The organism is Mesorhizobium sp. M0208 (assembly GCF_040322015.1).
In the GTDB taxonomy this organism is placed as follows: domain Bacteria; phylum Pseudomonadota; class Alphaproteobacteria; order Rhizobiales; family Rhizobiaceae; genus Mesorhizobium.
The window spans coordinates 40,633-66,895 of sequence record NZ_JAMYSP010000021.1 but is presented as its reverse complement, the minus strand read 5'-3'; the positions used below and the strand labels follow the sequence as shown (position 1 = coordinate 66,895).

Genomic DNA, 26,263 nt, shown 5'->3' with positions numbered 1-26,263 from the left:
GAAACGTACGCCTTGTCATTCGATGCGGCTGACCGTATCATGATTTGATCAAAGATCAATGATGAAATGGCTGAGAGGCAAAGCTGGAGACGCGGGCGCTTGACGCGGCAATTCGAACCTTGCATTCCGGGCACAGGCGCCGGGTATGACAAGAGCGTCGCCCGAATGGGGGAAGGTTGGCAGAAATGGCTGGGGCGGCATTCAGGAAGCCGGGCGTCGAAATCACGCCACTTTCCAGGGAAACCCTGCAGGACAGGGTCTACCGGCACGTTACCGAGTTGATCCTCGATGGCAGTATCGTTCCAGGTGAAATGGTGACGGTGCAGAGCCTTGCCGACGCTTTTGGCGTCAGCCCGATGCCGGTTCGGGAGGCACTGCGGCGTCTGAGCGCTGCCAACGCATTGATGGTGGTGTCGGGCCGTTCGATCGGTATCCCGGCATTAAGTCGTGCGCGGCTTATCGATCTCAGAAACGTCAGATTTGAGATCGAGGCGATCGCCGCCGCATGGGCCGCAGAACGCATTGACGATCACGGCGTGATGCTGCTGGGCCAGCATCTGGAGGCACTCGAGCAGGCCAATGCCGCCGGAGACGTAAAATCCTATCTCAGGGCCAATTACGCTTTTCACTTTTCCATCTACCGGGCCGCGGGCTCGGAAAACATGCTCAGCATCATCGAGAACCTGTGGCTGCAGATCAGCCCCTATTTCAACATGCTGCACGATTCTGGAAACTATTCGACCGCCAACCAGCACCATCAGCAGATGTTTGCAGCTCTGCGAGACCGCAATGCGGAAGCGGTTCGGGCGGCGGTTCGCGCCGACATTGACGCGGCTTTCGCAGTGCTGATCAAACTGCTGAAGTAACATTCCTCGAAGTCGCGCCGGTTGCGGCGGCGAGCCGCCGCTAGGCACGAATATGTCTATCTGCATGTAGCGCCCGCCCGTCTGCTTCCCTGAGATCAGGAAGATGAAGACTCCGGCTCCATTTCAGAGGCTTCGAGCGCGGCGACCTCGTCCGCGCCGAGCTCTGCGGTCAGCTCGACCCGCCGGTCGCGCTTCAACAGCCGGACAAAATCCTCGTAGGCCAGCAGCACCGTGTGCGGGCGACCGTTCTTGGTGACCGGGTCGTGCACCGCGGCATCCTGATAGGCGCCGAAATTTTTCAAGACGGCGGCGGTGGTGACGGTGGTGGTCATCCGCGAGACTCCTTTGTTCCGGAATATACGGGCTTTCCGCTAGTGTCGGGCGCCCGCCAGAGGGAAACGAGGCAGTAACAGGGCAACCTCCAAAAACCCCAGAATGCTAAATCGTCGCTACACAGGCCGAACACTCGACGCGCGCGATTCCGTGCTGCCCTTCGACCGCCGCCATTTTCTGGCCCTCGGACAGGGTGACGATCGTCACCCCTGCGAAACTCAGGCGCCGGAAGACACCTGCCACGTCCTGATCGCGACTGATGCGATCCAGCGCCTCCGACAGAACCAGGTCGAAACGGCCCGCCTGAGCATCGGCAAGAACCGACTGAATACCGGAGCGGATAAGGATGTTCCCGAGATGGCCCGGTCGGATTAGTTCTCTACTCGGCCCCCCTCGCGCGGTGCGCTCACAACACTGGCGCAACTGGTCCTCGATGGAGGACGTCGCGCTGGTTGTCGGAGGAATAACGGGCGTAAAAGGCAATACGGGTCATGGGGCTGGCTCTCTCGTCACGGGCCGGGGGCGCGTTCGCTACAGGGTGTATGGTTCGCGTATCCCCGGATCGTCAGGTGGAAAGTCTTTGGTATTGCGGGTCACAAGCAAGCGTCCGGCGGTCTGCGATGTAGCCCAGATCACGGCGTCGGGCAGCTTGATGCGATGTGCTCGCCGCAGCGCTACTGCACGGTTGGCGATCTCGTCGTCCAGAGCGATGACTTTGAAGCCTTCGAGGAAAAGCCGGGTCGGCTCGACGAGATCGGCGTTTGCGCCCACCATCACTTCCATCCAGGTGATGATACTGACGGCACGGCTTTCGAAGCGCTCGATTTCCTCGCGGGCCTGGGGGACGGCGTTCAGATAGTCGATGAGGATATTGGTATCGAAAAGCGCGCCTACCATTCGCGGCGCACTTTCTCCTGATAAACCAGCCCATCAACCTTGCGCTTACCCCACAGGCCGAAGCCATCCTCGACCTGTTCGCGATGATGGCGGTCGAGATAATCGTCTATTGCCGCCCGGATCAGGGCCGCGCGGGATTGGCGCGCCCGTTTGGCAAGACTGTCGAGGGCTTCAACCTGGGCATCGTTCATGTCGATAAGGGCTCGCATCGCACACTCCAGTGATATGCCTTATACATATCATATGCTGCGATGCAGCGGAAGGGAAAAGATCGTCTCGAGCATGTCTCGAGGCTGTCTCTTTACTCCCTGGCGGCCTCGTCTTCCATGGTCGGGGTGTTCAGAGGTTTGTTGTCGTTCGTTGCCGTGCGCGCGGCAAAATCCTCACGCGCCATGCGGCGGCCGATGATGTGCGCAAGCTGGAGGCCACGTCGTTGACCTTTCGCAGCGCCTCGGGATCCGGGGCCGTCGCGTCGCCATGACCATTGGCCCGCTCTTTCTCTACCGGTGCGTTTCCGCTCACCGGTCACAGCCGGCTTCTCCCTCTGGCCCCACCTGACCGGATCGGCAACCCACCCGTTGATATCGGATTCCCGCCATCCTGCGCCGTTGACGCTGATCCTGAACTGGGCCGGGAACGTCCCCTCGGCGATCTTTGCGGTAGATTGTGGATCGTGACAGGCGGTGCGAGCAAGGACGGTGTTCAGGCGGCAACGCCAACCCTATCTCAGGGCCAATTAACTTCTCGATATAGGGCCGCCGGCTCGGAATACATGCTCAACATTATCGAGAACCTGTGGCTGCAGATCAGCTCCTATTCCAACAGGCTGCACGGTTCTGGAAACTATTCGAGCGCTAACCAGCACGATCAGCAGAGGTTTGCGCTCCGACACCGCGAAGCGAAGGCGGTCAGGGCTGCGGTTCGCGTTGGCATCGACACGGCTTTCACAGTTTTGATCATATTGCTGTCGGTGTTCGGGATGGACGCCCCACCTAGAACCACCAGCTCGGTGTAGGTCTGGGCCTAGCGAGCTGCTGACTACCAGGCGCGGCCGGCTCTACACGCACATGGCTGGCGCGCTCGATCTCGGCAGCCCGGATAAGACGGTTCGCGATTTCACCGATGTTCAAGGCGCGCCTTTTCCTGGCTGTTCTGTTCCTCACCACCGTCCGTGCGGTTGATTGTCACCATGCACGTGATCAGGGTATTCCGGGCCGTGTTCAATGACGTTATGAAGCTCGGAAATCTCTTCTAGAAAATGCTCGATCGCAACGGGGCCGTTCTGGTGGGCGGAGACTAGAACCGCTTTCCAGCGCTTGTCACCATGAAGCGTTACGACGTTACTCATGCCGAGTGTCTCCTGGGTCACCAACAAATCCCGCTGGATGCCGCGGGCCAAATGCCTTGACCACCGCTCATATGGTACGCGTCGAGTGCAAACCTCAGTGGGACGACGCCGCGAAGACTCTTGGCATTCGTTCGGGCAGCCACCCCCTATATCGCCGGTCGCCCGCGCTCAATTTTCGCCGAGCAAGCTCGCACCAGCCTCAGGCGGCGGATCGCGGCCGACAACGGGACGTAGAAGGAAACGCCAAGGTCAAGCCGCAGATCGCCATTGCCGCGCGATGATACGCCCAGCTGATCTCTTCAACAATCGATCCGGTGGCAGCACGGGGGCCAACTCGTGGGACGGGCAATCGAACTCGCCTCCTGAGGATGCGTTCACTTGTTCTACCCACGGGTGCATGAAGGCGAGGCGTTTGCAAAGGCGATGATCGAAACTGTGGAGCGGCTGACCCGGACTATTGACGATTGCCACCGCTATCCGGGCCAGCGCTCCCAAGATCAGCTCAGTCGTAGACCTTGATGATCTTGCGCGTGCTCGGATCCACCAGAACGGTCCGGTTGTCGACGATCACATAACGGTATTTGACGTTTGGCACTTCATGAAGCTCGACTGTATCGGGCAGAGGCGAGCCGATGTTGAGCTCCACCCCAGGAATTTTCACCGAAGCGAGCGGCTGCTTCTTGACGTATTCCTTGATGACGGTTTCCTGCTGCGGTTCGATGATCACGTCCTGGGCGGCAGCGGCACCAATGCCGGCCAACAACAGAAATCCCGCCGCTGCGATGGAAAGATGCATTCTCATAGCCGTCTCCTTGTTGAGATTTTGCCGGGACGCAGCTTCATCGCGCCAAGCTCACCTCAACGCGAGCCAACCAACGAACGTTCCTCGAAGGGGCTTAAACCACTAGACCGTAGGACTTAAGTCTGGCCTGGCCGCGCAATGGTCCGGTGCGCAGGACGCGGCGGGAACCAGCCCTCGCCATTGCCTGTTGGTAGCGTCATCTCCGGGAGGAGATTTGGCGCATAAAAAGTCCCTTCATGCGCTGACGGGGTCCGCCGGCCATTGCTGGATTTGGCAAGCGGACCCTTAGTTCCCAAGAGGCCCCGGATCATCTCTGAGCCTAGCAGCGAAACGTTTCGCCGCGAAGAAACGCGAAAAACCGCCACCTGTAGGGAACTACCCCAGAAGCATTGCAGCGCCGATTCCATAGCGAACCAGAACTGCGGCCCGCGCGACCCAAATCCCGGATCCGCCAACAACGCCATTTCACTGCGAAGCTGCTCCATCGCGTGGTTCCAAGTGGTTTCAGCCCTCAGCCGCTGCTCCCGGAGCCGAGCGGTCTTTGCGTCTCGTGCCGTGCGCTCGTCGTCGACCAGCGCCCGTGCGGCATCTGCCGTACGCTCTGTCGTGTCTTTGCTTCTCGATGGCCAAGCGGCGCTCTCCTATGCGGGGCCCGATCGGGGGGATAGTGCTACTTATCGAACCATCGCCGCAGGCGGATGTTCACCCAACGCAACAAAAAGTCCGCCGACCGAAGCCGACAGGCCAGGTGTGACCGACAGCCGATCACGATTGCTATGTAGCTGGAGGACAAAGTTCCAACACGCGAAAAGCCCGAAAGTCTCCGCAGATGTTAATATACAGCAGGTTCGGGGCTAGCCCGGAATTCCCGGTGGGAGGCCGAACCGTGGAACCTTTCAAAAGCGCATGGCTTTTGCTTTCTTGTGGAAGGAGATGCGAAATGAGCCTTGACATAGGAAAGGTCGCCATAGCGTTGCTGGGCCTGCTTGCCTACAAGAACAGGGACAAGATCGGCGAGTTGATCGCTGGCAGGAAATCGACCGATCCCAACGCTAGCGCTGGTCCCCCAGGCGGCCTCGGCGACATCCTGGACCGCCTCAGAAATGTGGGTGCGGGCGACGAAGTTGATTCGTGGGTGAGCAAAGGATCAAACCGGCCCGTTCAGCGCGAACAGGTTGAGAAGGCAATCGACCCGCAAACATTGGACGATCTTGCCGAGCAAACAGGATTGTCCCACGACGAGCTTATCGACCGGCTCACAAGAGAACTCCCCGACGCAGTGGACAAGCTTACGCCCGAGGGTCAGTTGCCAGCGAGCAAAGGTCCAAATCTCCTGGACGAGGTCCCAAGGACTGGTCGTACTTAGCGCCACCTCGCCACCGACAACTACGTCATCCCGGGTCGCTTTTCGATCGCAACCACGCCGTGCGGAAATTGTTGCGAATTTGGTCCTTAAATGGCGGCCCCTTGGCGAAGGAGAAAGTGGTCATCCGACCAGCCAGTCGCAGGATACCACCCCTTACCGGGCGGAAGAGGGCACCGCGACGGAAATGACAAACCCGCCGAGCGCGAGGCGCGGCGGGCGGTCACGCGTCGCACCAAGCTGGGCGGGGGGCTTGGGGTACGCCTAGTGCGAGCAGACGATAGGCTATTAGCAAGCCGACAGATCGTAGTCTACCACCGTCGATGGAGAAGTCGGTCGCCGACGTGCGATGACCGCCTTTGTCGATTATCAACGACGCGGCTCACCCATCCGCCTTTTTGGAGGGGTCTTGGTGATCTTTCCACCAGATGACGTACATTGATCCGATCCTGACCACCGGCACGCGACGCTCCCGCTCGCGGACGCGCAGCTCGCGATAGCTCTTCACCTTCAGCGTGCCCCCAGGCAGCCTGATGCGTAACGCCATGATCAATATCCTTAATGGCGGCAATCTACGCGCCTTTTGTGACGGAAGAGCAACCCAAGTTTGCTAATTGGCCGATTCTGCATTTGTGGACGCTATGATGCAGCCGCGAGATCGTGCCGTTGCTGACATTGTAGCGGCTGGCGACCTGCTCCTCACCTCCCTGTGGTGGAACGAAGGGCAGCCCTCGCGCGAGCCGAAATCCAGCCACTGCCGCGCATCAGGCTGTTCGCAACCTCGTTGCCGCACCGCCCGCCTCTGGAAATGCGGTATTTCGAGGTGTCCAAGCGATACGATGCGGTTGCCACTCAGGCGCAACCATCGAAACAGTTTCTTGAGGCTGCCTCAAAGCGAGAAACTGGTAAGATTGTAGACGCGACTGTAGGTTGCCTTCTTGGGGTTCGTCAGCCAGCCATACCCTTGCGGCGCGTTCAAGCCCATCTGCGTTTTACGATCTTCCTGACCGACGTGCGAGCAGCAAAGCTCTTCTTGAGGCTCGGCCTGCGCATTGTTCATGGGGGATGGTTGTTCGATGGTGCAATATCTGCAAGCTCTGCTCATACGCGCTCGCCGTCAGCGTCACAGCCTGTCGTCAGTGGCGGACCGCGAAGACCTTCGGGCCGATCGAGGTTGACGACACGACCTATCCAATGCGATGCGAAAAATGCCCGCGACAAGATACGGTCGTCATCAGCTGCGAACATCCTTCGGCCGAGCAACGGCAGGTAATGACGGTGCGCCGGCTGAAACGAATTTACTATGTCCGCAGCGTCGAATAGTACGCCGCCCCGCCGCCGTAGCGACCAAGCATTGAAAAAAGCTACACAATAGCGTGATGATGGATACGCTATTGGGGCTACACATATGACCTTGAACATCCGAAACGATGAAGCTGACAAATTGGCGCGGGAGCTTGCCCGCCTCGACCGCACCAATATCACCGAAGCGGTGATATCCGCTCTCCGTGAGACAATCCGAAACCGGATGCAAAAGGAGCGGCCGCGCGAGACTGCACAGAAGATTCTGGCAAAACATGGCCTGTCATTCCAACCTGATCGAAAGCCGGTCCCACAAGAAGCCTATCACGACCTGGATCATGATCTGCAGGGCGACGAATAGTGTTCGTGGATGCCTGTGCCATCGTGTCGATGATAGCTGGCGAGGACACGGCCGATAGCTATGAAGCCGCCTTGCTGGGAGCGCCTCCCCCTTCACATCGACGCTCGCCGCGTGGGAGGCGATTATTGGTCTATCCCGGCCGGACCAGCTGAATTGCCCGTATAGGGCCGCCGAGGCCGTCGTGGTCGAATGGCTGGAAGCCAGAAGAATCGCGCTTCGCGAGCCAGGATCGCCGCTGCGGGTACTGTCCTATGCCGTCGCGATTGCCGAAAAACACGAAATTGGCAAACGCTACCTCAGCAATTTCGATTGCTTTGACTATCCTATGCCAAGACGATGCGTACGCCGCTGCTGACGCTCGACGGGCTCTTGCGCGAACCGACGCGAAGACCTTGCCACAAAGCACAACGGCCCTTTCCGCGGATAGCCGGAACGCGCCCCCATAGAGCGCTGTGTGTATGCCATTGCGATGAAGTCGGGCGAGCCGTTCGCCTTGGCGGCGCTCTGGGAGAATTGGCGCGACCCCGCTATCGGCGACAACATCCGCTTCACGGTGCTGACCTGCGAGCCGAATTCGCCCATGGCGACGTTCCACAACCGTGTGCCGGTCATACTGGAGCCCGAAGACTACATGATCTGGCAGACGGCCCCCAAACGGACCAGTCATGGGACTGAACGCCTTCCGATATCCGCGCCCAAAGCAGCTGCTTGCGGCGGTGGCCGAGGCGCCGGTTACCGCAGCTTTCGGTAAAAAGCGACGTTGCGCTCTCTGCTTTCGCATCCGGGTATGCCGAAAAGTCCGTCGGTCAAAAGTCGACCAGCGGCGTGTCAACGATCTGGTGCTCGAATAGCAGCCAGAACGGCGATCCCCGGGATTCGGAGAACCAGTGCTCAAAAATCGCAAGGGCCTCGCCGATATTGGTGGCGGGTTCGACGTCGGGCAACTTCCCGGCCTGGAACAACGCAAGCGCAACGGGGCCAAAATGCGTGATCGCTTCCGTGCGCGCCTCGCTGTCCGCATTCCAGCCGAGCCGCAAGCGCAGGACGGCCAAAGCGCTGGCCACGGCGATCTCCTCACTTTCGGCCGAGGCCACGGCGTCGGAGATATCCTGCATGAGGTTGAGCCGCCTGAAGGCGAAAGCGCGCTCCTGCTCCAGAACCGCGATCTGATTGGCCGCTTGTCGCCTGAAGCTTGCCTCGGTTGTCCTGGCGGTCTCAGCCGCCGTTTTCAGGTCATTCAGAAAGGAAGCCGTCGGGTTCATCTTGGCTCACTAGGATGGCGGAAGAGAGTGGGAGTCGAACCCACCAGAGACCGACTCGCGGCCCCTCCCGGATTTGAAGTCCGGACGCCCCACCGGGGACGATGCTCCTCCAGAAATTTGCGCCATCGGCGGCTCACCCTCGCCTGTCAGGCGGAACAGGTCCAGCCTGCGCCTGTTCAGACGGCGCAAGTCTCCCCGCCGCAGCGTCACGCCGTGCCGATCGAGAAATTCGAGGATATGGATGGCGACCTTGCGTCCGCTGCCCACGCGATCGCGAAATTGAGCAGCGGTGAACTGCCCTGTAGGCATCGACGCAGCAAGGTCGCGCGCGATCTCGACGATCTGCGCCAATGCCTCGAGCTGGAAGAAATGGTCATGAGCGACCTCGTGGACCTTCCCCATGCGGCCGGCAAGCTTCAGAAGCCGCCGGATTTCGGTCTCCGGCGAGCCCAGCACCTTGGCAATATCCCACACCCTCGGCGGATGGAATCGTTCGGGTCCGCCAATGAGAGGCTGGATCTGCAGCCAGAGATTTTCATCCTTTGCCGTCAGGTGCGCCTCATGACCGGGTAGTCGCACAAGCGCCGTCCAAGGCAACTTCTCCAGCGTGCGAAAGGCTCCGCAGAACTGCTATGAAAGAGGAGGCCGGCAGACGTGGATCAAGCCCGATACGCAGTCTCTCCATTCCTACGCCGGGCAAATCCGGATTGTCGGCATGGAAGGTCACCAGGGTCGCGGCCAAGTCGCGCTTAAATCGCAACCAGCGCTCCGGCGACAGCACGAGAAGCATTTCTCCGACGGTAAAACGGACAAGCCCGAGTTGATCGATCAGGCCTTTCGTCTCGCAGTCACTAAGCGCCCTGTCGCGCGCAAAAGCCTTCAGGTCGAAATAGTGGGGCGGCGCATCAAGGAGTGCGGCGGCGGCCAGTTCGGGCGCCAATAGCGCGTGGGCATCGAGTTGGATCAGCCGTTCCGGCGCGCGGCGTTTGCGGCTGGGCGCCCGCAGATCGAGAAAATGTCCGCCGCCGATGGTTCGCTGCGCCGAGGTGTCGCGCACCACGTAAACGTCGCCGGCAGCGGCCGCGATCGGACTATCCAGCACCAATTGAACATTGGCCGTGCCGCCAGGCCCGATCGGTTCGTCTCCGAGGAGTACGATGCGTGCCCCGACCTCCGTCGCGGCATGGTGGAGCCGCACCGGAAACCATTGGCCGATCGGCTTGCGTTCACCCGGCAGAACGCGAAGGCTTGCATCGATCCGGTCCGACGGCGCGTGAAGCTCCGGATCGACAATAACGTCGCCGCGCCGGATCGCGTCCTTGAAAACCCTTTCGCCGGTCAGATTGAGCGCGCAGCGGTCTCCCGCCCGACCACGTTCGGCCGGCCGGTTCTGGGCGTGGATCGATCGAACCCGCGCAAGCAATCCTGACGGGCTTACGACCACGTTGTCCCCAACACCGAGAGAACCCGAAAGCACGGTGCCCGTCACGACGGTGCCCACGCCGCGCAGCGTGAACGAGCGGTCCACCGCTAATCGAAAACGGCCCGAAACTGCACGCCGGGCAAGATGCGACGCCTCCTCGAACAAAAGATACCTGAGTTCATCGATACCTTCGCCGGTAACGACCGAGACGGGAATCAGGTGGGCCTCGGCAAGCATCGTCCCGGCAAGCACCGAGCGGATATCGTTCGTCACCGCAGTGCGGCGCTCGGGACCGGCCAGATCGCATTTCGTGAGCAGGACGGCGCCGCGCTTGACACCGAGCAGATCGACGATGGCGAGATGCTCCCGGGTTTGCGGCATGACGCCGTCGTCGGCGGCCACCACGAGCAACACGAAGTCGATGCCGCTGGCGCCGGCGAGCATCGTGTGTACGAAACGCTCGTGCCCGGGAACATCGACGAAACCGATGCTATCCCCACCCGGCACCGGCAAATAGGCGAAGCCGAGATCGATCGTCATGCCGCGTGTCTTTTCCTCCTGCAAACGATCGGTGTCTATACCGGTCAGCGCATACACCAGTGCAGTTTTGCCATGGTCGACATGTCCCGCCGTGCCAACGATCATGATGATGCGGCCTCCGGCCACGGCGCGGCGGCGCGACGCTCGGCCTCGGCGGCATCGCCCGCGCTCAATTCGGCCCGCACCGCAGCCAGATAGCGGCCGGCAAGGGCGCTGCCGCCTGCCTGGGCACGCAGGAGCCAAACCAGCGCCTCAACCGCGTCAGCCGGCACGCCCGTGCCAAGATGGCAGGCGGCACCGAGCATTGCCTGCCCTTCCGCGTCTCCTCGCATGGCAGCACGGCGCCACCAGCGGACAGCCTCGTCCGGATCGCGCGGCACGCCGAGCGCATTGTGATAAAGCATGCCGATCCGGGTCATCGCGGATGCGATGCCTTGATCGGCCGCGGCAAGCGCCCAGCGTCGCGCCTCGCCGACATCGGGAAGCATCACCTCGCCCTCCAGCAGCATCCAGCTCAGCATATCCTGCGCCGGTCCGTCGCCAGTTTCCGCTGCGGCCCGATAGAGCTCGGCCGCCCGGCGAAAGTCCTGCTCGACGCCTTCGCCGCGGAAATAAAGCGACGCCAGATTCCTTTGCCCGACAGGATCCCCTGCCTCGGCGGCAAGCGCCAGCCAGCGAAAGGCCATTTCCGCATCACGCTCGACGCCGAGCCCTTCGGCGAAGCAGGCGCCGATATTGTTCTGAGCGCGGGCAACGCCCCGGTGAGCGAGCGGCTCCCATATGGAGAGAGCCACGGCATGGTCGCCTCGCCGCGCGGCTTGGAGAGCCTCGGTCATGCGTGCGGCCACAGGCGTCTCGGCTGGGCGGCGCGCAAGGCGGTCACGCCAGCGCATCGGTTCCTCCCGGATTTAAGCCGGCTAGATTGGCGAGGAAGTTCGCCTCGTCTTCCAGACAGCGCAAATCGAGCACGAGCGCCTGGTTCTCGATGCGCCCGATCACGGGGACGCCCAGCCCACGCAGCGCAGCCGCAAGCGCTTCGAGCGCCCGGCCGCTCCCTGAGCGCGACTTGAGAGCAAGCCCGGCGCTTGGCACAGTTTCGAGCGGCAGCGCGCCGGATCCGACTTGGCTCCGGCACTCCACCGTGTCGACCGCAAAGGCTTCGGCCACGGCGTCAGCAACCAGGGGAGCAAGGCGCTTTGCCTGCGCTGCAATTTCCCTCACCGGGCGCGAGAGCAGCCTTAGCGTCGGCAGGCGCTCGGCCAGGCGGTCGGGGTCGCGGTAGAGCTTCAACGTCGCCTCGAGCGCGGCCAAACGAAGCTTGTCGACCCTGAGCGCCCGCTTCATCGGGTTGCGGCGGATCGCTGCGAGCAGGTCCCTGCAGCCGACGATGAAACCGGCCTGCGGACCGCCGAGCAGCTTGTCGCCGGAGAATGTGACGAGATCGGCGCCGTCGGCGACCGCCTCGCGCACGGTCGGCTCGCGCCCAAGGCCGTAGCGGGCTAGATCGACCAGCGTGCCCGAACCGAGATCATGGACCAGCGGTATCCCATGCGCCTTGGCGATTGCAGCGAGCTCGGGGGCCCGGATCTCGGCCGTGAATCCTTCGACCCGGTAGTTCGATGTGTGCACCTTGAGGATGAGCCCGGTCTGCGGGCCGATCGCCGTGACATAGTCTTTGCGATGAGTGCGGTTGGTGGTGCCGACCTCGACAAGCCTGGCGCCGGCGCGCGTCATGATCTCGGGCATCCGGAAAGAGCCGCCGATCTCGATCAACTCGCCCCGCGAAACGATCGCTTCGCGACCGAGCGCCAGCGTGTTGAGGACGAGAAGGACGGCAGCCGCGTTGTTGTTGACGACGGTTGCATCCTCGGCTCCGGTCAGCTCGCAAACGAGCGATCGAAGATGATCGTCCCGTTCGCCGCGCCCGCCGTTCTCGACATCGAATTCGAGAGCCACCGCTTCGCGCATCGCCAGCCGAACAGCATCGACCGCCTCCATCGCAAGGAGGGCACGTCCGAGATTGGTATGCAGCACCGTTCCGGTCAGGTTGAAAACTCGGCGCAGGGAAGGTCGTTCGCCATCCTTGAGCTGCAAGAGTGCGTCGCCGGCAAGATCGTTTGCCTCCGGCACGATCGCTCCGGCATTGCGGGAGGCCATTCGCGCATCGGCGACGGCTCGGCGAATGGCCTCCGTCGCGGCCTGCCGTCCGAAGCGCTCGATTGCGGCCGCCGCCAGCGGGGTCTTCAGCACTTGGTCGACCGACGGAAGATTGCGCAAAGGGTTTGCGGATGAAGCGGTCATCGTATCCTCAATAGCCAATAAGGAACGGATTGAACGATCCGCGGCGATGGCCACCCTCGCGGACGAGCAGGTCGAGGCCGAGCGTCGCCACGTCGTCGGCGACCGGATCGAGAGCCGGATCCTTGTGCTGGGATAGGATCTTTACATAGCAGCCGCATGCATCGCAGGTCTCGGCTTTGACCGTGCCAGAGCCTCCCTCGATTTCCTGATAGCCTATCCCCTTGGTGGAGCCGCACAGCGTACATTTGATACGGACGTGGTTCCACAATGTTCCACACAGCGCGCAGACGCAGAACCGCGCCCCGTGTGCGCCGTGCCAACCGACGATGATCGAGGATACGGGCGGCCCACCGCAGGCCGGACAGGCCCCGTCGGCAACCGGAACCAGCTTCGAGCTGTCGAGACATGCCGCGAGGCGGGCGAAGTGGACCTGCAGCGCGGCCGCGACATAGACATGCTCGGCAAGCGCGTTCATTGGGATCGCATCGGTAAGCACATTGCGCACCATGGATTCGACCCCGAACGCATCGATATTCGCCAGCCTGTCCAAGGCGGCTGCGGCCGCCTCGGGTTTTTCGATCGTGGCTGCCACTTCGAACAGGCGGCCGAGCGTCATTCCAACGGCGGCATCCGAAGTGAATTGGTTGCGATCGAGCGGCGGCATACCGAAGGTTCGTGCACGCTCGCGCGCCTCCGCGGTGGGCAATTCGACATCCGGCAAGCCGTCCTGAATGCAGTGCTGCGCATCCGTCAGTCCAGCGAGGAAGCGGAGATAGGGGCCGAGCTGGTGGCCATCCGCCAACACATTCAATCGCTCGGAGCGGCGAATGAACAAGGTCCGCGGATCAGGCAGGCGCGCAAAGGGTGGGGCCGAGACCTCGCCAATTACAGTCGGGTCAGGGCGTGAAGGATCTTGTTGCCTTGGCATTTTAACCTCACGAACCTCACGGGCCACGTGGTCGGCTTGATACTGCTCCAGAGCAATTCCACGAAAAGTATAACGGCTTTCCGTCCGGAATTGCGTAAAAATAAATGCCCGCTCATTCGGCGGGATTCGATCCCGAACGTCCGTCCGGTTTGCGTGCGATCAGTTCACGCAGCCATTTGCGATGATGCCGCCAAGCCCAGCCGCCGGTCACCCGTCCGCGCGTCATGGCGGGAATGGTGCCGCGTACCCAGATGGCCGAATAGAAATGGATAATCCACACGCCGATGATCGCCACGGCAGCGATCGAATGAACAAGCAGCGCCACCCGCTGCTGACCGATCGTGGTGTAAGCGGCGAAATATTGTTGCCAGATGACAATGCCGCTCGAAATCAGGATGATGATGAGGATCGACATTGACCAGAAGACGAGCTTCTGGCCGGCATTGTACTTGCCTACTTCGGGGACGTTGTCCTCGTGATTGGATAATACGTCACGGAAGCGTGCGAGCCACGTTCCATCCTCGGGCCTCCACAAATTGGCCTTCCAGAACCGAACGAAAAGCCCAAGGAAGCTGAAGAAGAGCAAGACGCCGATCCATGGGTGAACGAAGCGTGTGAACTGGCCGCCGCCAAACAGCCCCGACAGGAAGAACAGGCTCGGGTGAAACATGGCAAGGCCGGACAAGGCGAGCAGGATCAGGCTGGCCGCCGTGATCCAATGGTTGATCCGCGCGCCCACCGTGTAGCGGTCCACGATCACTGGCTTGCCGGGATGTACCTGCTCGTTCGGCTTCACGTCATACGCGGCCATCGTATTCGCCTTCCGTCAGCTCTTCGGCATGCTCCTCATCCGTCCCGGAGACCCTGTTCGGTCCCATGACCAGATGGTGAAGCAGGCCGACGCCGGCCGCCACGCCGAGAATGGTGAGGCCGGCATATTTGGTCACGCCCTTCCACGCCTCCACGAGCGGGCTGATCTTCGGCTCCTTCGGCAGACCAGAATAGAGTTCCGGCTGGTCGGCATGGTGCAGCACATACATCACATGGGTCCCTCCGACGCCGGGCGGATCGTAGAGGCCGGCATTCGAATAGCCGCGCGATTTCAGGTCCTTGATGCGGCCGTCGGCGTGCTGTTTCATCTCGTCTTTCGTGCCGAACACGATCGCCTGGGTCGGGCAGGCCTTGGCGCAGGCTGGTCCCTGGCCGACAGCCACGCGGTCGGAGCAGAGCGTGCATTTGTAGGCCGTGTGATCGACTTTGGAGATGCGCGGAATGTTGAACGGGCAACCCTTGATGCAATAGCCGCAGCCGATGCAGTTCTCATGGACGAAATCGACGATGCCGTTCGAATACTGCACTATGGCGCCCGGCGCCGGACAAGCCTTGAGGCAGCCCGGGTCAGCGCAGTGCATACAGCCATCCTTGCGGATCAGCCATTCGAGTTCGTTCGTCTCGGGATTGTCCCATTCGCTGTAGCGCATCAGCGTGAACATGTCCGGCGTGAGATCGGCAGGATTCTCATAGACGCCGGCATTGAAGCCGATCTCCGGATGCGTGTCGTTCCACTCGATGCAGGCCGTCTGACACGCCTTGCAGCCGATGCATTTCGAAACATCGATGAGCTTGGCGACCTCCGTCAAGTGCTGCTCGGGCGCGGGAACCCTCGAGGCAGAGCGGCGGATGAGGTCCTTGTCGGAAAAACGCGGTGCGGTATCCGTCGTCGAAGGATTTGGAAGTGGACGAAACATCGCTTACGCCTCCTACGCTACCGGCCCGGCGATGGGCTCGATGTTGACAAGGAAGGCCTTGTATTCCGGCGTCTCGATGTTGGCGTCGCCGACAAAGGGGGTGAGCATGTTCGGGCCAAAGCCTTTCTTCGCCGCTCCCGTGAAGCCCCAGTGCAGCGGTATCCCGACGATGTGGACGGTCTTGCCATCGCAGGTGAGCGGCCTGATCCGCTTGGTCACCATGGCCTTCGCCACAACGGAACCGCGCTTCGACCAGACGCGTACCCAGCCGCCTTTGGTGATGCCCTTCTCGGCCGCAAGCTGTTCCGAAATTTCCACGAAAAACTCCGGCTGCATCACCGCATTGGTGATGACGTGCTTGGTCCAGAAGTGGAAATGCTCGGTCAGTCGGTAGGAGGTCGCCGCGTAGGGGAACTCCTGCGAAGCCGATTCGGCGAACTGGGCCAGATCGCCTTCGAACACCCGCGCTGCGGGGTTGCCGCGGACTTTGGGAGCTATCGGGTTCGCGATGGGCGACTCGAATGGCTCGTAATGCGCCGGGAATGGTCCGTCGCGCATCATGCCCCGGGTAAAGAGGCGCGAGACGCCTTCCGGATTCATGATGAACGGGCCTACTTGATCGGGCTTTGCCGTTGGCAAGATGTCGGGGACATCATAGCCCGACCATTTCGTGCCGTCCCATTCAATCACCTTGCGGCTTGGATCCCAAGCCTTTCCGGTGAGGTCAGCCGACGCCCTGTTGTAGAGAATGCGGCGGTTGGCGGGCCATGAGAACGCCCATTTGGAATAGGCACCGGTTTCGTCAGGATCGGTGGTGTCCCGCCTGGCCATGTTGTTGCCGTTTTCGTTGAAGCAGCCGGAGTAGATCCAGCAGCCGCAGGAGGTGGAGCCGTCGTCGCGCAGCGCGGCGAAGCCCGGCAAGAGCTTTCCGGCCTCGGCCAGCACCTTTGTCGGGTCGGCCGTATCGGTTACCCTGGCCAGCGCCCTGCCATTGATCTCCTGGGCAAGCTCCTCGGCCTTCGGATCGCCGGGATCGGCATAAGGCCAGTTGAGCTTGACGATCGGATCGGCGAAGGCACCACCTTCCTTGGTGTAGAGTTCCTTCAGGTGCAAATAGAGCTGCGCCATGATCCAGGTATCGCGTTTGGCCTCGCCGGGGGGCGTGCCGCCGGCCCAATGCCACTGCAGCCAGCGCCCCGAATTGACCAGCGAGCCGTCATCCTCAGCGAAGCAGGTGGAGGGAAGTTGGTAGACTTCCGTCTGAATCTGCGACGGATCGACATCGTTGTACGGCCCGTGGTTCTCCCAGAACCGGCCCGTCTCCGTGTCCAACGGATCCATGATGACGAGGTATTTGAGCTTCGAAAGGGACTCGATCACCTTCTTCTTGTTCGGAGCTGCCTGTAGTGGGTTGAAGCCCTGGCAGAAATAGCCGTTCATCTTGCCCTGGTGCATAAGCTCGAAAGCCCGCAGCAGATCGTAGCCCGGCAGGTCCAGCTTCGGCAGGAAGTCATAGGCGAAATCGTTCTCCGGTGTTGCCGCGTTGCCCCACATCGACTTTTGGAAGCTTACGAAGAACTTCCTGTAGTTCTGCCAGTAGCTCATCTGGTTCGGCCGGAGCGGCTTGAAGCCCCGGGTCGACATGTAGGCTGCCAGATCGACCTCCTTCTCAGTCGGCAGCGTCAGATAGCCGGGCAGCAGGTTCGACATCAGCCCGAGGTCGGTCAGCCCCTGAATGTTGGAGTGACCGCGAAGCGCGTTCATGCCGCCGCCGCGTATACCGATGTTGCCGAGAACAAGCTGCAGCATCGCCATGGCGCGGATGTTCTGCGAGCCCTTGGAGTGCTGGGTCCAGCCGAGCGCATACATCGAGGTCATCGCTTTGGTCGGAGACGACGTCTCGGCGACCATCGCGGCTACCTTCAGGAACCGATCCTTCGGTGTGCCGCAGATGCGCTCGACCATCTCCGGCGTGTAGACTGCGACATGCTTCTTGAGCAAATTCCAGACGCAGCGGGGATTGGCCAATGTCGCGTCGACAACGGCAAAGCCGTCCGAGCCTATGTCATAGTCCCAACTGGACTTGTCATAGTCTCGCTTCGCCTCGTTATAGCCGGAGAAGAGGCCGTCCTGATAGGTGAAGCCCTCCTTGACAACATATGTCGCGTTGGTGAAGGCCTTCAGATAGTCCCATTGCACCTTGTCGTTTTGGATGCAGTAGTTGATCAGCCCTAGCAGGAAGGCGATATCCGTTCCCTGGCGAATCGGCGCGTAAAGATCCGATACCGAAGCCGAGCGCGTGAAGCGCGGGTCGATGACGATGAGCTTGGCGCCGCGGTTGGCCTTCGCCTCCGTGACCCATTTAAAGCCGCAAGGATGCGCTTCGGCGGCATTGCCGCCCATGATGACGACGAGATCCGTGTTCCTGATGTCGGTCCAGGAATTCGTCATTGCGCCGCGGCCGAATGTTGGGGCGAGACTCGCCACCGTCGGGCCGTGTCAGACACGTGCCTGGTTGTCGAACACCAGCATGCCCGCGCTGCGGACCACCTTGTAGGTCGCGAACGCGGTTTCATTGGTCGAAGCCGAGGCGGCGAGGAAGCCGGTGGTGATCCACCGGTTGACCGTCACACCGTCATTGTTCGTCGCGACGAAGTTCTTGTCGCGATCGTCCTTCATCAGGCGGGCGATGCCGCCGAGTGCGTCTTCCCAGCTTATCGGCTCGAACTTGTCCGAGCCCGGTTTGCGGATCATCGGATGTTGCAGACGGGTCGGCGACTTGACAAATCCGAGCAGGGCCGACCCTTTGGGGCACAAGGTGCCGCGATTGGTCGGATGATCAGTGTCACCCTCGATATGGGTGATCTCGGCTGGCTCGCCCTTTCTGAGATCGCCCTTCGAATACAAGATTATGCCGCAAGCCACCGAGCAGTATGGACAGGTGTTGCGTGTTTCGATGGTGTTCGCGAGCTTGAAGGACCGTATGGCCGCCGCGTGTGCGGCCTCGCTATCGCCGAAGCCGAGGGCTCCGAGCGTAGTACCGGCGAGACCCGCGCCTGCTGTTTGCAGGAACGCGCGTCGAGAAAGATCGATGTTCATGGGTTCCTCCCGAAGCCGATGCCGCACAAGGCAACTCGAACCAACGGTTCAATCCGGGTAACTAGTCTCGGACCAAATAAAATCAATGCCAAGAACGAGGTGCGTACGGTGCAGCAAAAGTGCCCTCCGAACGGCCTTCCCGCAGCAGGTTTGTGCCCGCAAATCGGCACTGTGAATTATTGTTGAATTTCTTGTCATGTTTTCGTGGCCGCGACTGCGATTGACGAAAACGAAGGTATTACCATACAGTAAGGCGTGGCGATGAAACAGCTCCCGCGGGTCGGGGCGCCTTTCGATCGATACCCAATGACGGCGGTGCCTCGCACGCCGGGTACGGTCCTTGCCTTTCCTAACTCAACGAAACCCGCTGAGAGCAAGCGTGCTCCAAACGTGCCGTGCGTTGCGCGATCGCATTTTCCATTCCGGTTGATTTTGATCCCTACTAAAGCGTGCCAGCAGAGGAGGCTCGATGACCATGGCAATCGCCCTCTCGCCTGAAATCACGGAAGCGCCCGTTGTGCGCCTGACCAGCCTCGCCCATGGCGGCGGTTGCGGCTGCAAGCTGGCACCGTCAGTGCTGCAGCAGCTTCTCGCTGATCCGGCGGCTGCCAGTCCCTATCATCAGCTTCTCGTCGGCACGGAGACCGGCGACGATGCGGCAGTCTGGCAGCTCGACGGCGCGACTTGCGTCATTGCAACGACCGACTTCTTCATGCCCATGGTAGATAGCCCCTACGATTTCGGCCGGATTGCCGCAACCAACGCCCTGTCCGATATCTATGCGATGGGTGGCCGGCCGATCATGGCGTTGGCTATACTCGGCATGCCTCTCGACAAGATCCCGACGCTCATGGTCCGCGAAATCCTGAAAGGTGGCGAAGCTGTCTGCGCCAACGCCGGAATCCCGGTTGCCGGCGGCCATTCAATCGACTCGCCGGAGCCGATTTACGGCCTTGCAGTCATCGGCACATGCCGACCCGAGGATATCCGACGCAATTCTGATACCAGGCCGGGTGACACCTTGATCCTGACGAAAGGGCTCGGTGTCGGCATCTATTCCGCCGCCATCAAGATGCAGGCGCTTTCCGAGAGCGGCTATCGCGAAATGATCGCCTCCACCACCCTTCTCAACCGGATCGGATCGGAGCTGGCGCAGGACGCGAGCGTCCACGCGGTCACCGACGTGACCGGATTTGGCTTGCTCGGACATGCCCTCGAGATGGCACGCGGTTCCGGGTGCACGCTGATAATTTGCAGCCGCGACGTGCCGCTGTTTTCCGAGGCTGCCTCGCTCGCGGTCGACGGCCACGTTACCGGCGCATCGTGGCGCAACTGGGCGAGTTATGGCGACGCGGTAAGCTTACCTCCCGGCATGCCCGAGTGGCGACGCCACCTTCTCACGGACCCACAGACTTCGGGCGGGTTGCTGGTTGCTTGCGAGACCGACAGCGCAGCGGCGCTCGTCGAGAGGATCGTCGCGGACGGCTACCCTTCGGCTCGCATCATCGGCCATGCCAGGCCCGGCGCGCCGACAATAGTAGTAGAGGCCTGAACGGTTCGGCGAACCTCGGGCGAACCATCCTATAAAGCATTGATAAATAATGGTAATGGTGGGTCCGGAGGACGTTTGGGGCTTCGCGGCATTCACATGAATTCCAATGTTTTTCGATGTTTTTGTCCCACCTACGGCGCTAGATTCCACCCGATCAAAGGCCTCGCTCACCGCTAACGGAAAAGAGAGGGCCATGATGTGTTTCAGTCTAAAGTTGGAAGGTCGCGTGGCGCATTGACGATACTTTGCGACGAGCAAGGAGGGTCTCGATTTGGGGCCGGAGGCGGATTGGCAGCTTCGAGGCTCGGATTATCAGAAGCGGGCCTTCAGTAATCACGTGTCTTCCTGTTATATGGAGACGAGGAGATGCCCCCCTGTGAGCGAGACTCGCAAGTTAGCCGCGATCCTGGCCGCCGACGTGGTCGGGTACAGCCGGCTGGCGAGCGCGGATGAGGACCGTACTTTGGCCAGGTTGCGGGCACTGCGCAGCGACCTGATCGACCCGACCATCGCTGTCCACAACGGACGCGTGATCAAGCGCACAGGCGATGGGGCACTGGTCGAGTTCCGCAGCGTGGTAGACGCCGTACGCTGCGCCCTCGAAGTGCAGAACGGCATGGTCGAGCGCAATGCCGGCGTGCCGGAGGACCGCCGCATCGAGTTCCGGATCGGCATTCATTTGGGCGACGTGGTCGAGGAAAGCGACGGCGATCTGATGGGCGACGGCGTCAACATCGCCTCGCGCCTGGAGGGCGTCGCTGCGCCAGGAGCGATCTGCCTGTCCGAGGACGCCTATCGTCAAGTCAAGGCGAGGCTTGACCTCTCCGTCAGCGATCTCGGCAACACGCAGCTGAAGAACATCGCCGAACCGATCCGGGTTTATTCGCTCCGAATTGGAACCGCGGCTGACGCCAAGACAGTGACTACACAATTTCCAGCGGCTCTAGTTTCGACAGCGCCACCACCGAAATTGTCGATAGCCGTGCTGCCTTTCGCCAACATGAGCGGTGATGCCGAGCAGGAATATTTCGCCGACGGAATTTCCGAAGACATCATCACGTCTCTCTCAAAGCTGTCGCAGCTGTTCGTGATCGCCCGCAATTCGTCCTTCACTTTCAAGGACAGGAACGTGAACGTTCGGGAGGTGGGCCGAAACCTCGGCGTGCAATACGTTCTGGAGGGCAGCGTCCGCAAATCCGGCAACAGGGTACGGATCACAGCGCAGCTTATCGACGCGACCACGGGGGGACATCTGTGGGCGGAGCGTTTCGATCGCGACCTGACCGACATCTTCGCCGTGCAGGACGACGTGACGCAGCAGATCGTCGGCGCGCTGGCGCTCAACCTGACGGAGCGCGACCAGCAGCGACTGGCGACCGAACAAACCAACAACCTGGAAGCCTATGACTGCTTTCTGCATGGCCGAGAGCGGCTGTGGCGGTTCACGAGAGGGCAAAACAGCCAGGGTCGGGACCTTTTGCAACGCGCCATCGAACTGGACCCGAAGTTCGCTCCCGCCTACGCGTTCCTCGCCTTCGCACACGGGCTCGACTACATAAACCGGTGGAGCCCCTCGCCGTCGAAGTCTCTGGAGCAGGCGGAAGAGGCGGCGACCAGGGCCGTGGCGCTCGACGACCGATATCCTCACGGGCACTGGGCGCTGGGCATTATCAGTCTGTATTTGCGACGGCACGACGTGGCCATCCGCGAAGCCGAGCGTGCGATCTCCCTCGCACCAAACCTTGCTGAGGGGCACGAAAGCCTCGGCAATGCGCTGCACTATTCGGGGAGGTCCGAGGAGGCGCTTGCGTGTTTCGATCGGGGAATTGCCTTGAACCCGTATTATCCGGATATATTCCTCCACTTCCAGGCACAAGCGACGTTCCAATTGGGCAGGTACGAAGAGGCAATCAGGATCCTTAAGCGGCGACTTGTTCGTAACCCTGACACCGACATCTCACGCGTGCTCCTGGCGGCAAGCTACGGCCATCTGGGGCGCTACGACGAAGCTCGACATGAGTGGCAGGAATTATTCCGCGTCAACCCTGATTATTCTCTGGAACACCGCCGCAAAGTGTTGCCCTACAAGAACCCAGACGATTTCGAGCTAGTGGTAGACGGGCTTCACAAGGCCGGCCTGGTGTAATTACTGAAGCGGGCGAGTGTCCCGTCTCAACCTTCTGCAGCTACTCGCACAAAAGGAGAAATCAACGACGGTGTTGTGAAAACGCGACCTGCAGAAAGGCGCCAACAATGCCTGCTTTCAGGCAGTGGCAACAGTCACCTCAATGGCCGACATAGGCGCATTGGTGCGCTAGACTAGCAACCGCTCCGGATGAGGACGGACAAGCAGTGCGCTGGAAGGCGTCAGGCCTCTGTTCACTTGCCAAGCACAGCTCGCACATTCCACGGTGGTTTCAGGCTTTGTCGATAGCCTTGAGGAGCCGCGCACGCCTTATATCTCGCCGAAGCACCTGTCGCAGGCACTGGGTGTGAAGGTGGCCAACCTGGCCCAGTTGACCGGTGTCCACCGCAACACGCTCCGTAACCCGTCATCGGAGCGCCTGCAGGGTCGGATGCGCGAGATGGTGAAAGTGATCTCGGCCGCGACGGAACTCACTGGCGACGTCGACTCGCGCTAGGGAAGCTGGTTTATAATCCGTACACTTTTAGACGATTGACCGAAGTACACCGCCGTCGACGCGCAGACCGGCACCACTCGTCGCTGACGCTTGCTCCGAACAAACGTAAACAACCATGTTGGCTACTTCTTCGGTCGTCGCAAATCGATTGATCAGTGTTGTCGGGCGCATCGTCGTCAAGAACACTTGCTCCGCTTCCTCTTGGCTGATGCCTTGCGAGTGCGCCAGCTCATTCATCATATTCGACAGGATTTCGGACCTCGTTGGGCCAGGGAGGACCGCGTTAACTGTCACTCCCGTTCCGGCGACCGCTTCGGCAAGCCCCCTCGAAATAGCGAGTTGCGCCGTCTTGGTCATGCCATAGTCGATCATCTCTTTCGGGACATTGAGGGCGGATTCGCTGCTGATGAATACGACCCGTCCCCAACCCCGCGCTGTCATCTTCGGCACATAGTGGCGTGCGGCGCGAACGCCACTCATGACGTTGAGCTGGAATAGGCTTAGCCAGTCGTCATCGGCGAGATCGAAGAAAGTCTTCGGGCGCGCTGTGCCCACATTGTTGACGAGGATATCCGCATCGGGCGCCTGTGCGAACAGAGCTCCGGCCCCTTCGGCTGTCTCCAGGTCAGCCGCAACGCCCGTCAGATCAGCCTGTGGGAAAGCTCGCGAATCTCGCGAAGCGCTGTGGCGACGCGTTCCTCGCCACGGCCGTTGATCACAACCGAAGCGCCCGCGCGCGCCAGTCCTTCGGCGATGGCGCGACCGATGCCCGCCGTGGAACCCGTTACAACGGCCTTGCGGCCCTTAAGGTCGATGTTCATGAGTCTATTCCTTCACTTTCGGACTGCGACAGCGACGGCTGTTTACTTGATGGGTGAGGCAGTGCATTCGGTTGCGACCTTGGCGAGATCCTCAAGGAGCTTCTCGTGCGTGCGCCACAAAACATCGGGGGCTTTTTTGCCCAATTCGATCCAGAACGGGCCCTGCATCGTCTCCTCGGTCCAGAGGTGGCATCCATTCGCCGTGGGCGTGATAATCCATGCGTGATAGGCCTTCGAAGTCACCGCGCCTTCGGGTAGCCGCCCCACGCAATGCGCGTCATGGGCTCGAACTCCTGCACTGACGCGAAGACGTCCTGGCCGGCCAGGTTGGTTTCGAACCGTGTGCCAAGGCGAAGCGATTCGTGCCCATCAAGCAACTGAACGTGCTCGACGCCCGGGTAGAAACCAGGCCAAGCTGCGGGATCCACGAGCAACGACCAGATCGTTTCAGCAGAGGCCGCGACCTCGAGTTCGTTGGTGAAATGGATCGGGGATCGGCTGGGCGTCAGGTCTGCCGGCCATTTGATTGCCTCGAATATGTTGTTCTCCGTGTTGGGACAAAACGAAAAAAGTGCCGTACCTGCCTGCGCGAAGTGGTCGGCCGATGCCGAAATTAGCGGCGGCCCCTCAGCGCCAGCGGCTCGGGCTCACACCTGCGCGAAGCCCCCGTCGACGGTCAGCTCGATGCCGGTCACGAACGAACTGTCGTCGGACGCGAGGTAGAGCGCGGCCGCAGCGATATCGTTGGCTTGACCGTTCCTGCCCAGCGGCGTGTCGAGGGCAGTGTGCGCGAAAAAGGCATCGCTCTGCTCCTGGGACAGCCCGGCATTTACGCCGATGGGCGTTTCGGTGTTCCCGGGGGCGAGAGCGTTTACGCGGATATGGCGCGCTTTCAGATCCGAGGTGAGGGTCCGCGCGAGGGAGCGGACTGCAGCTTTGGTGGCCGAGTAGACGCTGAAAGCCGGAGCGCCCTTCGAGCCCAACACGGACGACGTGAGAATGATCGAGGCGCCGTCGCGGAGCACCGGCAACAGCGTTTGCACGGTGAAGAATGTGCCCTTCAAATTGGTCGTGACGGTTCGATCGAACGCTTCTTCGCTCACTTCGCCGACCGGCGCGAACGTAGCGACACCGGCGTTGGCAAACAGGACGTCGGCGAAGCCGTAGGTCTTGGCGACGTGGTCGCGAAGAGCAGCGAGATCCGCCATCTTCGTGATGTTGGCGAGGACCGGATCCGGGCCCCGCCCTAACGCCTGCGCGGCACGTCGAACCTTCTCGCCGTGCTGGTCCACCATCACGACTACTGCGCCCTCGGCCGCAAACCGCTTCGCGGTGGCAAGGCCGATGCCGCTTGCCGCACCGGTGACAACGGCTATCCGACCATCAAGTCTTCCCATGTCGGCTTCTCCTTTTCGTTCGTCCAGGGCCGACGATCATCTCGCCCCCTCGCAAGCAAATGGGATCGAACGCGCTCAGGCGGGATTGACGATTTCTCGACAGCGGCTGTGCGTTGGCGCACCGCCTGTTCCCAGGGGATGGTGTTCGCACTGGCTGCAATGGCGCGGAATAGCCGATTGCCGAGGTATAGGAGCTGCAGCGAAACTAGAATTGTGGGGTCGACGAAGAGATTCGCACCATTCATGCTATTTAATGCGTGTTTCAACACCGCAGCTTGCGGTGCAAGGTTGCACCACATGATCGACTGGGACGACGTTCGCTACTTTCTTGTCATCTCGCGCGAAGGCTCGGTTCGGACCGCCGCTGAGCGCCTCAAGGTAAACCACTCGACTGTGCTGCGACGCATTGCCCAACTGGAACAGCGCCTCGGCGCGTACCTGTTCGAGAAGCTACCCTCAGGCTATCGTCTCACGGATGCGGGTGAGGGAGTCCTCGAGTTCGCTGTCCCTGGCCACGGATGTCGACCTCCATTGGGACGCCGAGACGCGACCAATCCGTGAATGGTGCGCCGATGCACAGCCGCTGTCGAGAAATCGCCAATCCCGGTTGAGGCTCCACGACCTTAGCTAAGCTCCAGAACGTACCGGCAATTCGCCGATCTGGAGATATGAAATGACTTACGCAATCATAGGCGCGCCGGGGCCGTCGGTCAGGCGCTCGCGAAAATGTTCGCCCGCAAGGGTATCGAAGTGGCCCTAGCAAGCACACGTGCGCCCAAGGCGCTCGCGCCGCTCGCAACGGCCATCGGAACCACGGTCATCCCCAGCTCCCTGGACGAAGCGATCAAGGCCGATATTATCCTGCTGGCTGTTCCGTTCTGGGCGCACGGGGAGGCTGCGAACACTGCCAAGGACTGGCGGGGCAAGATCATTATCGATGTGACGAACGCCTACGGCGTCTCACCAAGCGATTTGGGCAGCCTCCCGTCTTCGGCCGTGGTCGCCAAGGCGTTTGGCGCTGCCGCGCTTGTCAAGGCGTTCAACCACCTGCCTGCAGGCGTCCTTGCTCAGGAGCCCTCCATCGGCGGCTGGCGGCGAGTGGTTTTTCTCTCCAGCGACAAGGACAGCGCCCTTCGGGTGGTGTCCACGCTGGTCGAGCAACTCGGCTATGCACCGGTCAACCTTGGAAGGCTCGCAGAGGGTGGGCTGCTCATTCAGGCGCGAGGAAACACTTGGGCGCCTTTAATTTTCAAAGATCTCTTCAAGAAGCAGGCTTGA

General features: G+C 61.1%; 25 protein-coding genes, 1 tRNA gene and 6 pseudogenes. 10 read left to right on the top strand and 22 right to left on the bottom strand.

What is annotated here, in order from left to right; genetic code table 11:
* Window positions 1-185: 185 nt before the first annotated feature.
* Window positions 186-866 carry a GntR family transcriptional regulator gene (locus NKJ17_RS20870; protein ID WP_254820088.1) on the top strand — a complete coding sequence of 227 codons (681 nt, stop codon included), beginning with the start codon at window positions 186-188 and terminating at the stop codon, window positions 864-866.
* A 95-nt stretch (window positions 867-961) separates the two neighbouring features.
* On the opposite strand, the gene NKJ17_RS20865 is transcribed toward NKJ17_RS20870, so the two are convergent.
* From NKJ17_RS20865 to NKJ17_RS34090, 5 genes and pseudogenes are all read right to left on the bottom strand, one after another.
* Entirely contained in the window at window positions 962-1,198 is a 237-nt protein-coding gene (locus NKJ17_RS20865; protein WP_352507630.1) for a type II toxin-antitoxin system Phd/YefM family antitoxin, read from the bottom strand.
* Window positions 1,199-1,376: 178 nt separating this feature from the next.
* Window positions 1,377-1,692, bottom strand: a pseudogene (locus NKJ17_RS20860) (recombinase family protein); the annotation flags it as partial.
* A 38-nt stretch (window positions 1,693-1,730) separates the two neighbouring features.
* The gene (locus tag NKJ17_RS20855) at window positions 1,731-2,096 is read right to left on the bottom strand and encodes a type II toxin-antitoxin system VapC family toxin (protein ID WP_352507629.1); all 366 of its coding nucleotides are present in this window, start codon (window positions 2,094-2,096) and stop codon (window positions 1,731-1,733) included.
* Complete coding sequence (locus NKJ17_RS20850) at window positions 2,090-2,305, bottom strand: ribbon-helix-helix protein, CopG family (protein ID WP_352507627.1); 216 nt, start codon at window positions 2,303-2,305, stop codon at window positions 2,090-2,092. Before NKJ17_RS20850 ends, NKJ17_RS20855 begins: the two co-directional genes overlap by 7 nt.
* A gap of 92 nt (window positions 2,306-2,397) precedes the next feature.
* The gene (locus NKJ17_RS34090) at window positions 2,398-2,802 is read right to left on the bottom strand and encodes a helix-turn-helix transcriptional regulator (RefSeq protein WP_502904029.1); all 405 of its coding nucleotides are present in this window, start codon (window positions 2,800-2,802) and stop codon (window positions 2,398-2,400) included.
* A 66-nt stretch (window positions 2,803-2,868) separates the two neighbouring features.
* Between NKJ17_RS34090 and NKJ17_RS20840 the strand changes: the two genes are divergently transcribed.
* Entirely contained in the window at window positions 2,869-3,111 is a 243-nt protein-coding gene (locus NKJ17_RS20840; protein ID WP_352507625.1) for a hypothetical protein, read from the top strand.
* 144 nt (window positions 3,112-3,255) lie between these two features.
* Here the strand turns inward: NKJ17_RS20840 and NKJ17_RS20835 are convergent, their stop codons facing one another.
* Both NKJ17_RS20835 and NKJ17_RS20830 read right to left on the bottom strand, forming a co-directional pair.
* Window positions 3,256-3,444, bottom strand: a complete 189-nt coding sequence (locus NKJ17_RS20835; RefSeq protein WP_352689862.1) for a hypothetical protein — start codon at window positions 3,442-3,444, stop codon at window positions 3,256-3,258.
* A gap of 502 nt (window positions 3,445-3,946) precedes the next feature.
* Entirely contained in the window at window positions 3,947-4,246 is a 300-nt protein-coding gene (locus NKJ17_RS20830; RefSeq protein ID WP_352689861.1) for a DUF1236 domain-containing protein, read from the bottom strand.
* A 940-nt stretch (window positions 4,247-5,186) separates the two neighbouring features.
* On the opposite strand from NKJ17_RS20830, the gene NKJ17_RS20825 reads away from it, so the two are divergent.
* Window positions 5,187-5,612 (top strand): YidB family protein, encoded by a 426-nt coding sequence (locus NKJ17_RS20825; RefSeq protein WP_352480135.1) that lies wholly within the window; start codon window positions 5,187-5,189, stop codon window positions 5,610-5,612.
* Window positions 5,613-5,991: 379 nt separating this feature from the next.
* On the opposite strand, the gene NKJ17_RS20820 is transcribed toward NKJ17_RS20825, so the two are convergent.
* The gene (locus NKJ17_RS20820) at window positions 5,992-6,156 is read right to left on the bottom strand and encodes a hypothetical protein (protein ID WP_352507623.1); all 165 of its coding nucleotides are present in this window, start codon (window positions 6,154-6,156) and stop codon (window positions 5,992-5,994) included.
* A gap of 342 nt (window positions 6,157-6,498) precedes the next feature.
* Window positions 6,499-6,669, bottom strand: coding sequence for a hypothetical protein (locus tag NKJ17_RS20815; RefSeq protein ID WP_352507622.1), 171 nt, complete (start codon window positions 6,667-6,669; stop codon window positions 6,499-6,501).
* Window positions 6,670-7,017: 348 nt separating this feature from the next.
* On the opposite strand from NKJ17_RS20815, the gene NKJ17_RS20810 reads away from it, so the two are divergent.
* Window positions 7,018-7,272 carry a type II toxin-antitoxin system VapB family antitoxin gene (locus tag NKJ17_RS20810; protein ID WP_352507621.1) on the top strand — a complete coding sequence of 85 codons (255 nt, stop codon included), beginning with the start codon at window positions 7,018-7,020 and terminating at the stop codon, window positions 7,270-7,272.
* A 454-nt stretch (window positions 7,273-7,726) separates the two neighbouring features.
* Complete coding sequence (locus NKJ17_RS20805) at window positions 7,727-8,023, top strand: SOS response-associated peptidase family protein (protein WP_352507619.1); 297 nt, start codon at window positions 7,727-7,729, stop codon at window positions 8,021-8,023.
* Between the two features lie 55 nt (window positions 8,024-8,078).
* Here the strand turns inward: NKJ17_RS20805 and NKJ17_RS20800 are convergent, their stop codons facing one another.
* From NKJ17_RS20800 to fdnG, 10 genes and pseudogenes are all read right to left on the bottom strand, one after another.
* The gene (locus tag NKJ17_RS20800; protein WP_352507617.1) at window positions 8,079-8,387 is read right to left on the bottom strand and encodes a hypothetical protein; all 309 of its coding nucleotides are present in this window, start codon (window positions 8,385-8,387) and stop codon (window positions 8,079-8,081) included.
* A gap of 162 nt (window positions 8,388-8,549) precedes the next feature.
* Window positions 8,550-8,645 (bottom strand) — tRNA-Sec (locus NKJ17_RS20795).
* 123 nt (window positions 8,646-8,768) lie between these two features.
* A pseudogene (locus tag NKJ17_RS34085) lies at window positions 8,769-8,843 on the bottom strand (SelB domain-containing protein); the annotation flags it as partial.
* A 250-nt stretch (window positions 8,844-9,093) separates the two neighbouring features.
* On the bottom strand, window positions 9,094-10,602 hold the full coding sequence (gene selB, locus NKJ17_RS20785; RefSeq protein WP_352689860.1) for a selenocysteine-specific translation elongation factor: 1,509 nt from the start codon (window positions 10,600-10,602) through the stop codon (window positions 9,094-9,096).
* On the bottom strand, window positions 10,599-11,390 hold the full coding sequence (locus tag NKJ17_RS20780) for a tetratricopeptide repeat protein (RefSeq protein WP_352689859.1): 792 nt from the start codon (window positions 11,388-11,390) through the stop codon (window positions 10,599-10,601). Before NKJ17_RS20780 ends, selB begins: the two co-directional genes overlap by 4 nt.
* Window positions 11,377-12,798: an L-seryl-tRNA(Sec) selenium transferase gene (gene selA, locus NKJ17_RS20775; protein WP_352689858.1), complete on the bottom strand. Its 1,422-nt coding sequence runs from the start codon at window positions 12,796-12,798 to the stop codon at window positions 11,377-11,379. The genes NKJ17_RS20780 and selA overlap by 14 nt, the downstream gene beginning before the upstream one ends.
* A 7-nt stretch (window positions 12,799-12,805) precedes the next feature.
* Window positions 12,806-13,726, bottom strand: a complete 921-nt coding sequence (gene fdhE / locus NKJ17_RS20770) for a formate dehydrogenase accessory protein FdhE (protein WP_352689857.1) — start codon at window positions 13,724-13,726, stop codon at window positions 12,806-12,808.
* A gap of 112 nt (window positions 13,727-13,838) precedes the next feature.
* Entirely contained in the window at window positions 13,839-14,537 is a 699-nt protein-coding gene (locus NKJ17_RS20765; protein WP_352689856.1) for a formate dehydrogenase subunit gamma, read from the bottom strand.
* The gene (gene fdxH, locus NKJ17_RS20760) at window positions 14,524-15,474 is read right to left on the bottom strand and encodes a formate dehydrogenase subunit beta (protein WP_352689855.1); all 951 of its coding nucleotides are present in this window, start codon (window positions 15,472-15,474) and stop codon (window positions 14,524-14,526) included. Before fdxH ends, NKJ17_RS20765 begins: the two co-directional genes overlap by 14 nt.
* A 12-nt stretch (window positions 15,475-15,486) precedes the next feature.
* On the bottom strand, window positions 15,487-18,573 hold the full coding sequence (gene fdnG, locus NKJ17_RS20755; RefSeq protein WP_352689854.1) for a formate dehydrogenase-N subunit alpha: 3,087 nt from the start codon (window positions 18,571-18,573) through the stop codon (window positions 15,487-15,489).
* Window positions 18,574-19,042: 469 nt separating this feature from the next.
* On the opposite strand from fdnG, the gene selD reads away from it, so the two are divergent.
* The 3 genes and pseudogenes from selD to NKJ17_RS20740 all read left to right on the top strand — a co-directional run.
* The gene (gene selD, locus NKJ17_RS20750; RefSeq protein WP_352689853.1) at window positions 19,043-20,125 is read left to right on the top strand and encodes a selenide, water dikinase SelD; all 1,083 of its coding nucleotides are present in this window, start codon (window positions 19,043-19,045) and stop codon (window positions 20,123-20,125) included.
* A 376-nt stretch (window positions 20,126-20,501) separates the two neighbouring features.
* The gene (locus NKJ17_RS20745) at window positions 20,502-22,271 is read left to right on the top strand and encodes an adenylate/guanylate cyclase domain-containing protein (RefSeq protein ID WP_352689898.1); all 1,770 of its coding nucleotides are present in this window, start codon (window positions 20,502-20,504) and stop codon (window positions 22,269-22,271) included.
* Between the two features lie 211 nt (window positions 22,272-22,482).
* Window positions 22,483-22,755 (top strand): annotated as a pseudogene (locus tag NKJ17_RS20740) (hypothetical protein); the annotation flags it as partial.
* A gap of 39 nt (window positions 22,756-22,794) precedes the next feature.
* Here NKJ17_RS20740 and NKJ17_RS20735 read toward each other — a convergent pair.
* The 3 genes and pseudogenes from NKJ17_RS20735 to NKJ17_RS20725 all read right to left on the bottom strand — a co-directional run bounded on the left by NKJ17_RS20735 (window position 22,795) and on the right by NKJ17_RS20725 (window position 24,985).
* A pseudogene (locus tag NKJ17_RS20735) lies at window positions 22,795-23,588 on the bottom strand (SDR family NAD(P)-dependent oxidoreductase).
* Window positions 23,589-23,827: 239 nt separating this feature from the next.
* Window positions 23,828-24,016 carry an SRPBCC family protein gene (locus NKJ17_RS20730; protein ID WP_352689897.1) on the bottom strand — a complete coding sequence of 63 codons (189 nt, stop codon included), beginning with the start codon at window positions 24,014-24,016 and terminating at the stop codon, window positions 23,828-23,830.
* 219 nt (window positions 24,017-24,235) lie between these two features.
* Window positions 24,236-24,985 (bottom strand): SDR family oxidoreductase, encoded by a 750-nt coding sequence (locus NKJ17_RS20725; protein WP_352689852.1) that lies wholly within the window; start codon window positions 24,983-24,985, stop codon window positions 24,236-24,238.
* Between the two features lie 297 nt (window positions 24,986-25,282).
* On the opposite strand from NKJ17_RS20725, the pseudogene NKJ17_RS20720 reads away from it, so the two are divergent.
* Window positions 25,283-25,489, top strand: a pseudogene (locus NKJ17_RS20720) (helix-turn-helix domain-containing protein); the annotation flags it as partial.
* A 169-nt stretch (window positions 25,490-25,658) separates the two neighbouring features.
* A pseudogene (locus tag NKJ17_RS20715) lies at window positions 25,659-26,263 on the top strand (NADPH-dependent F420 reductase).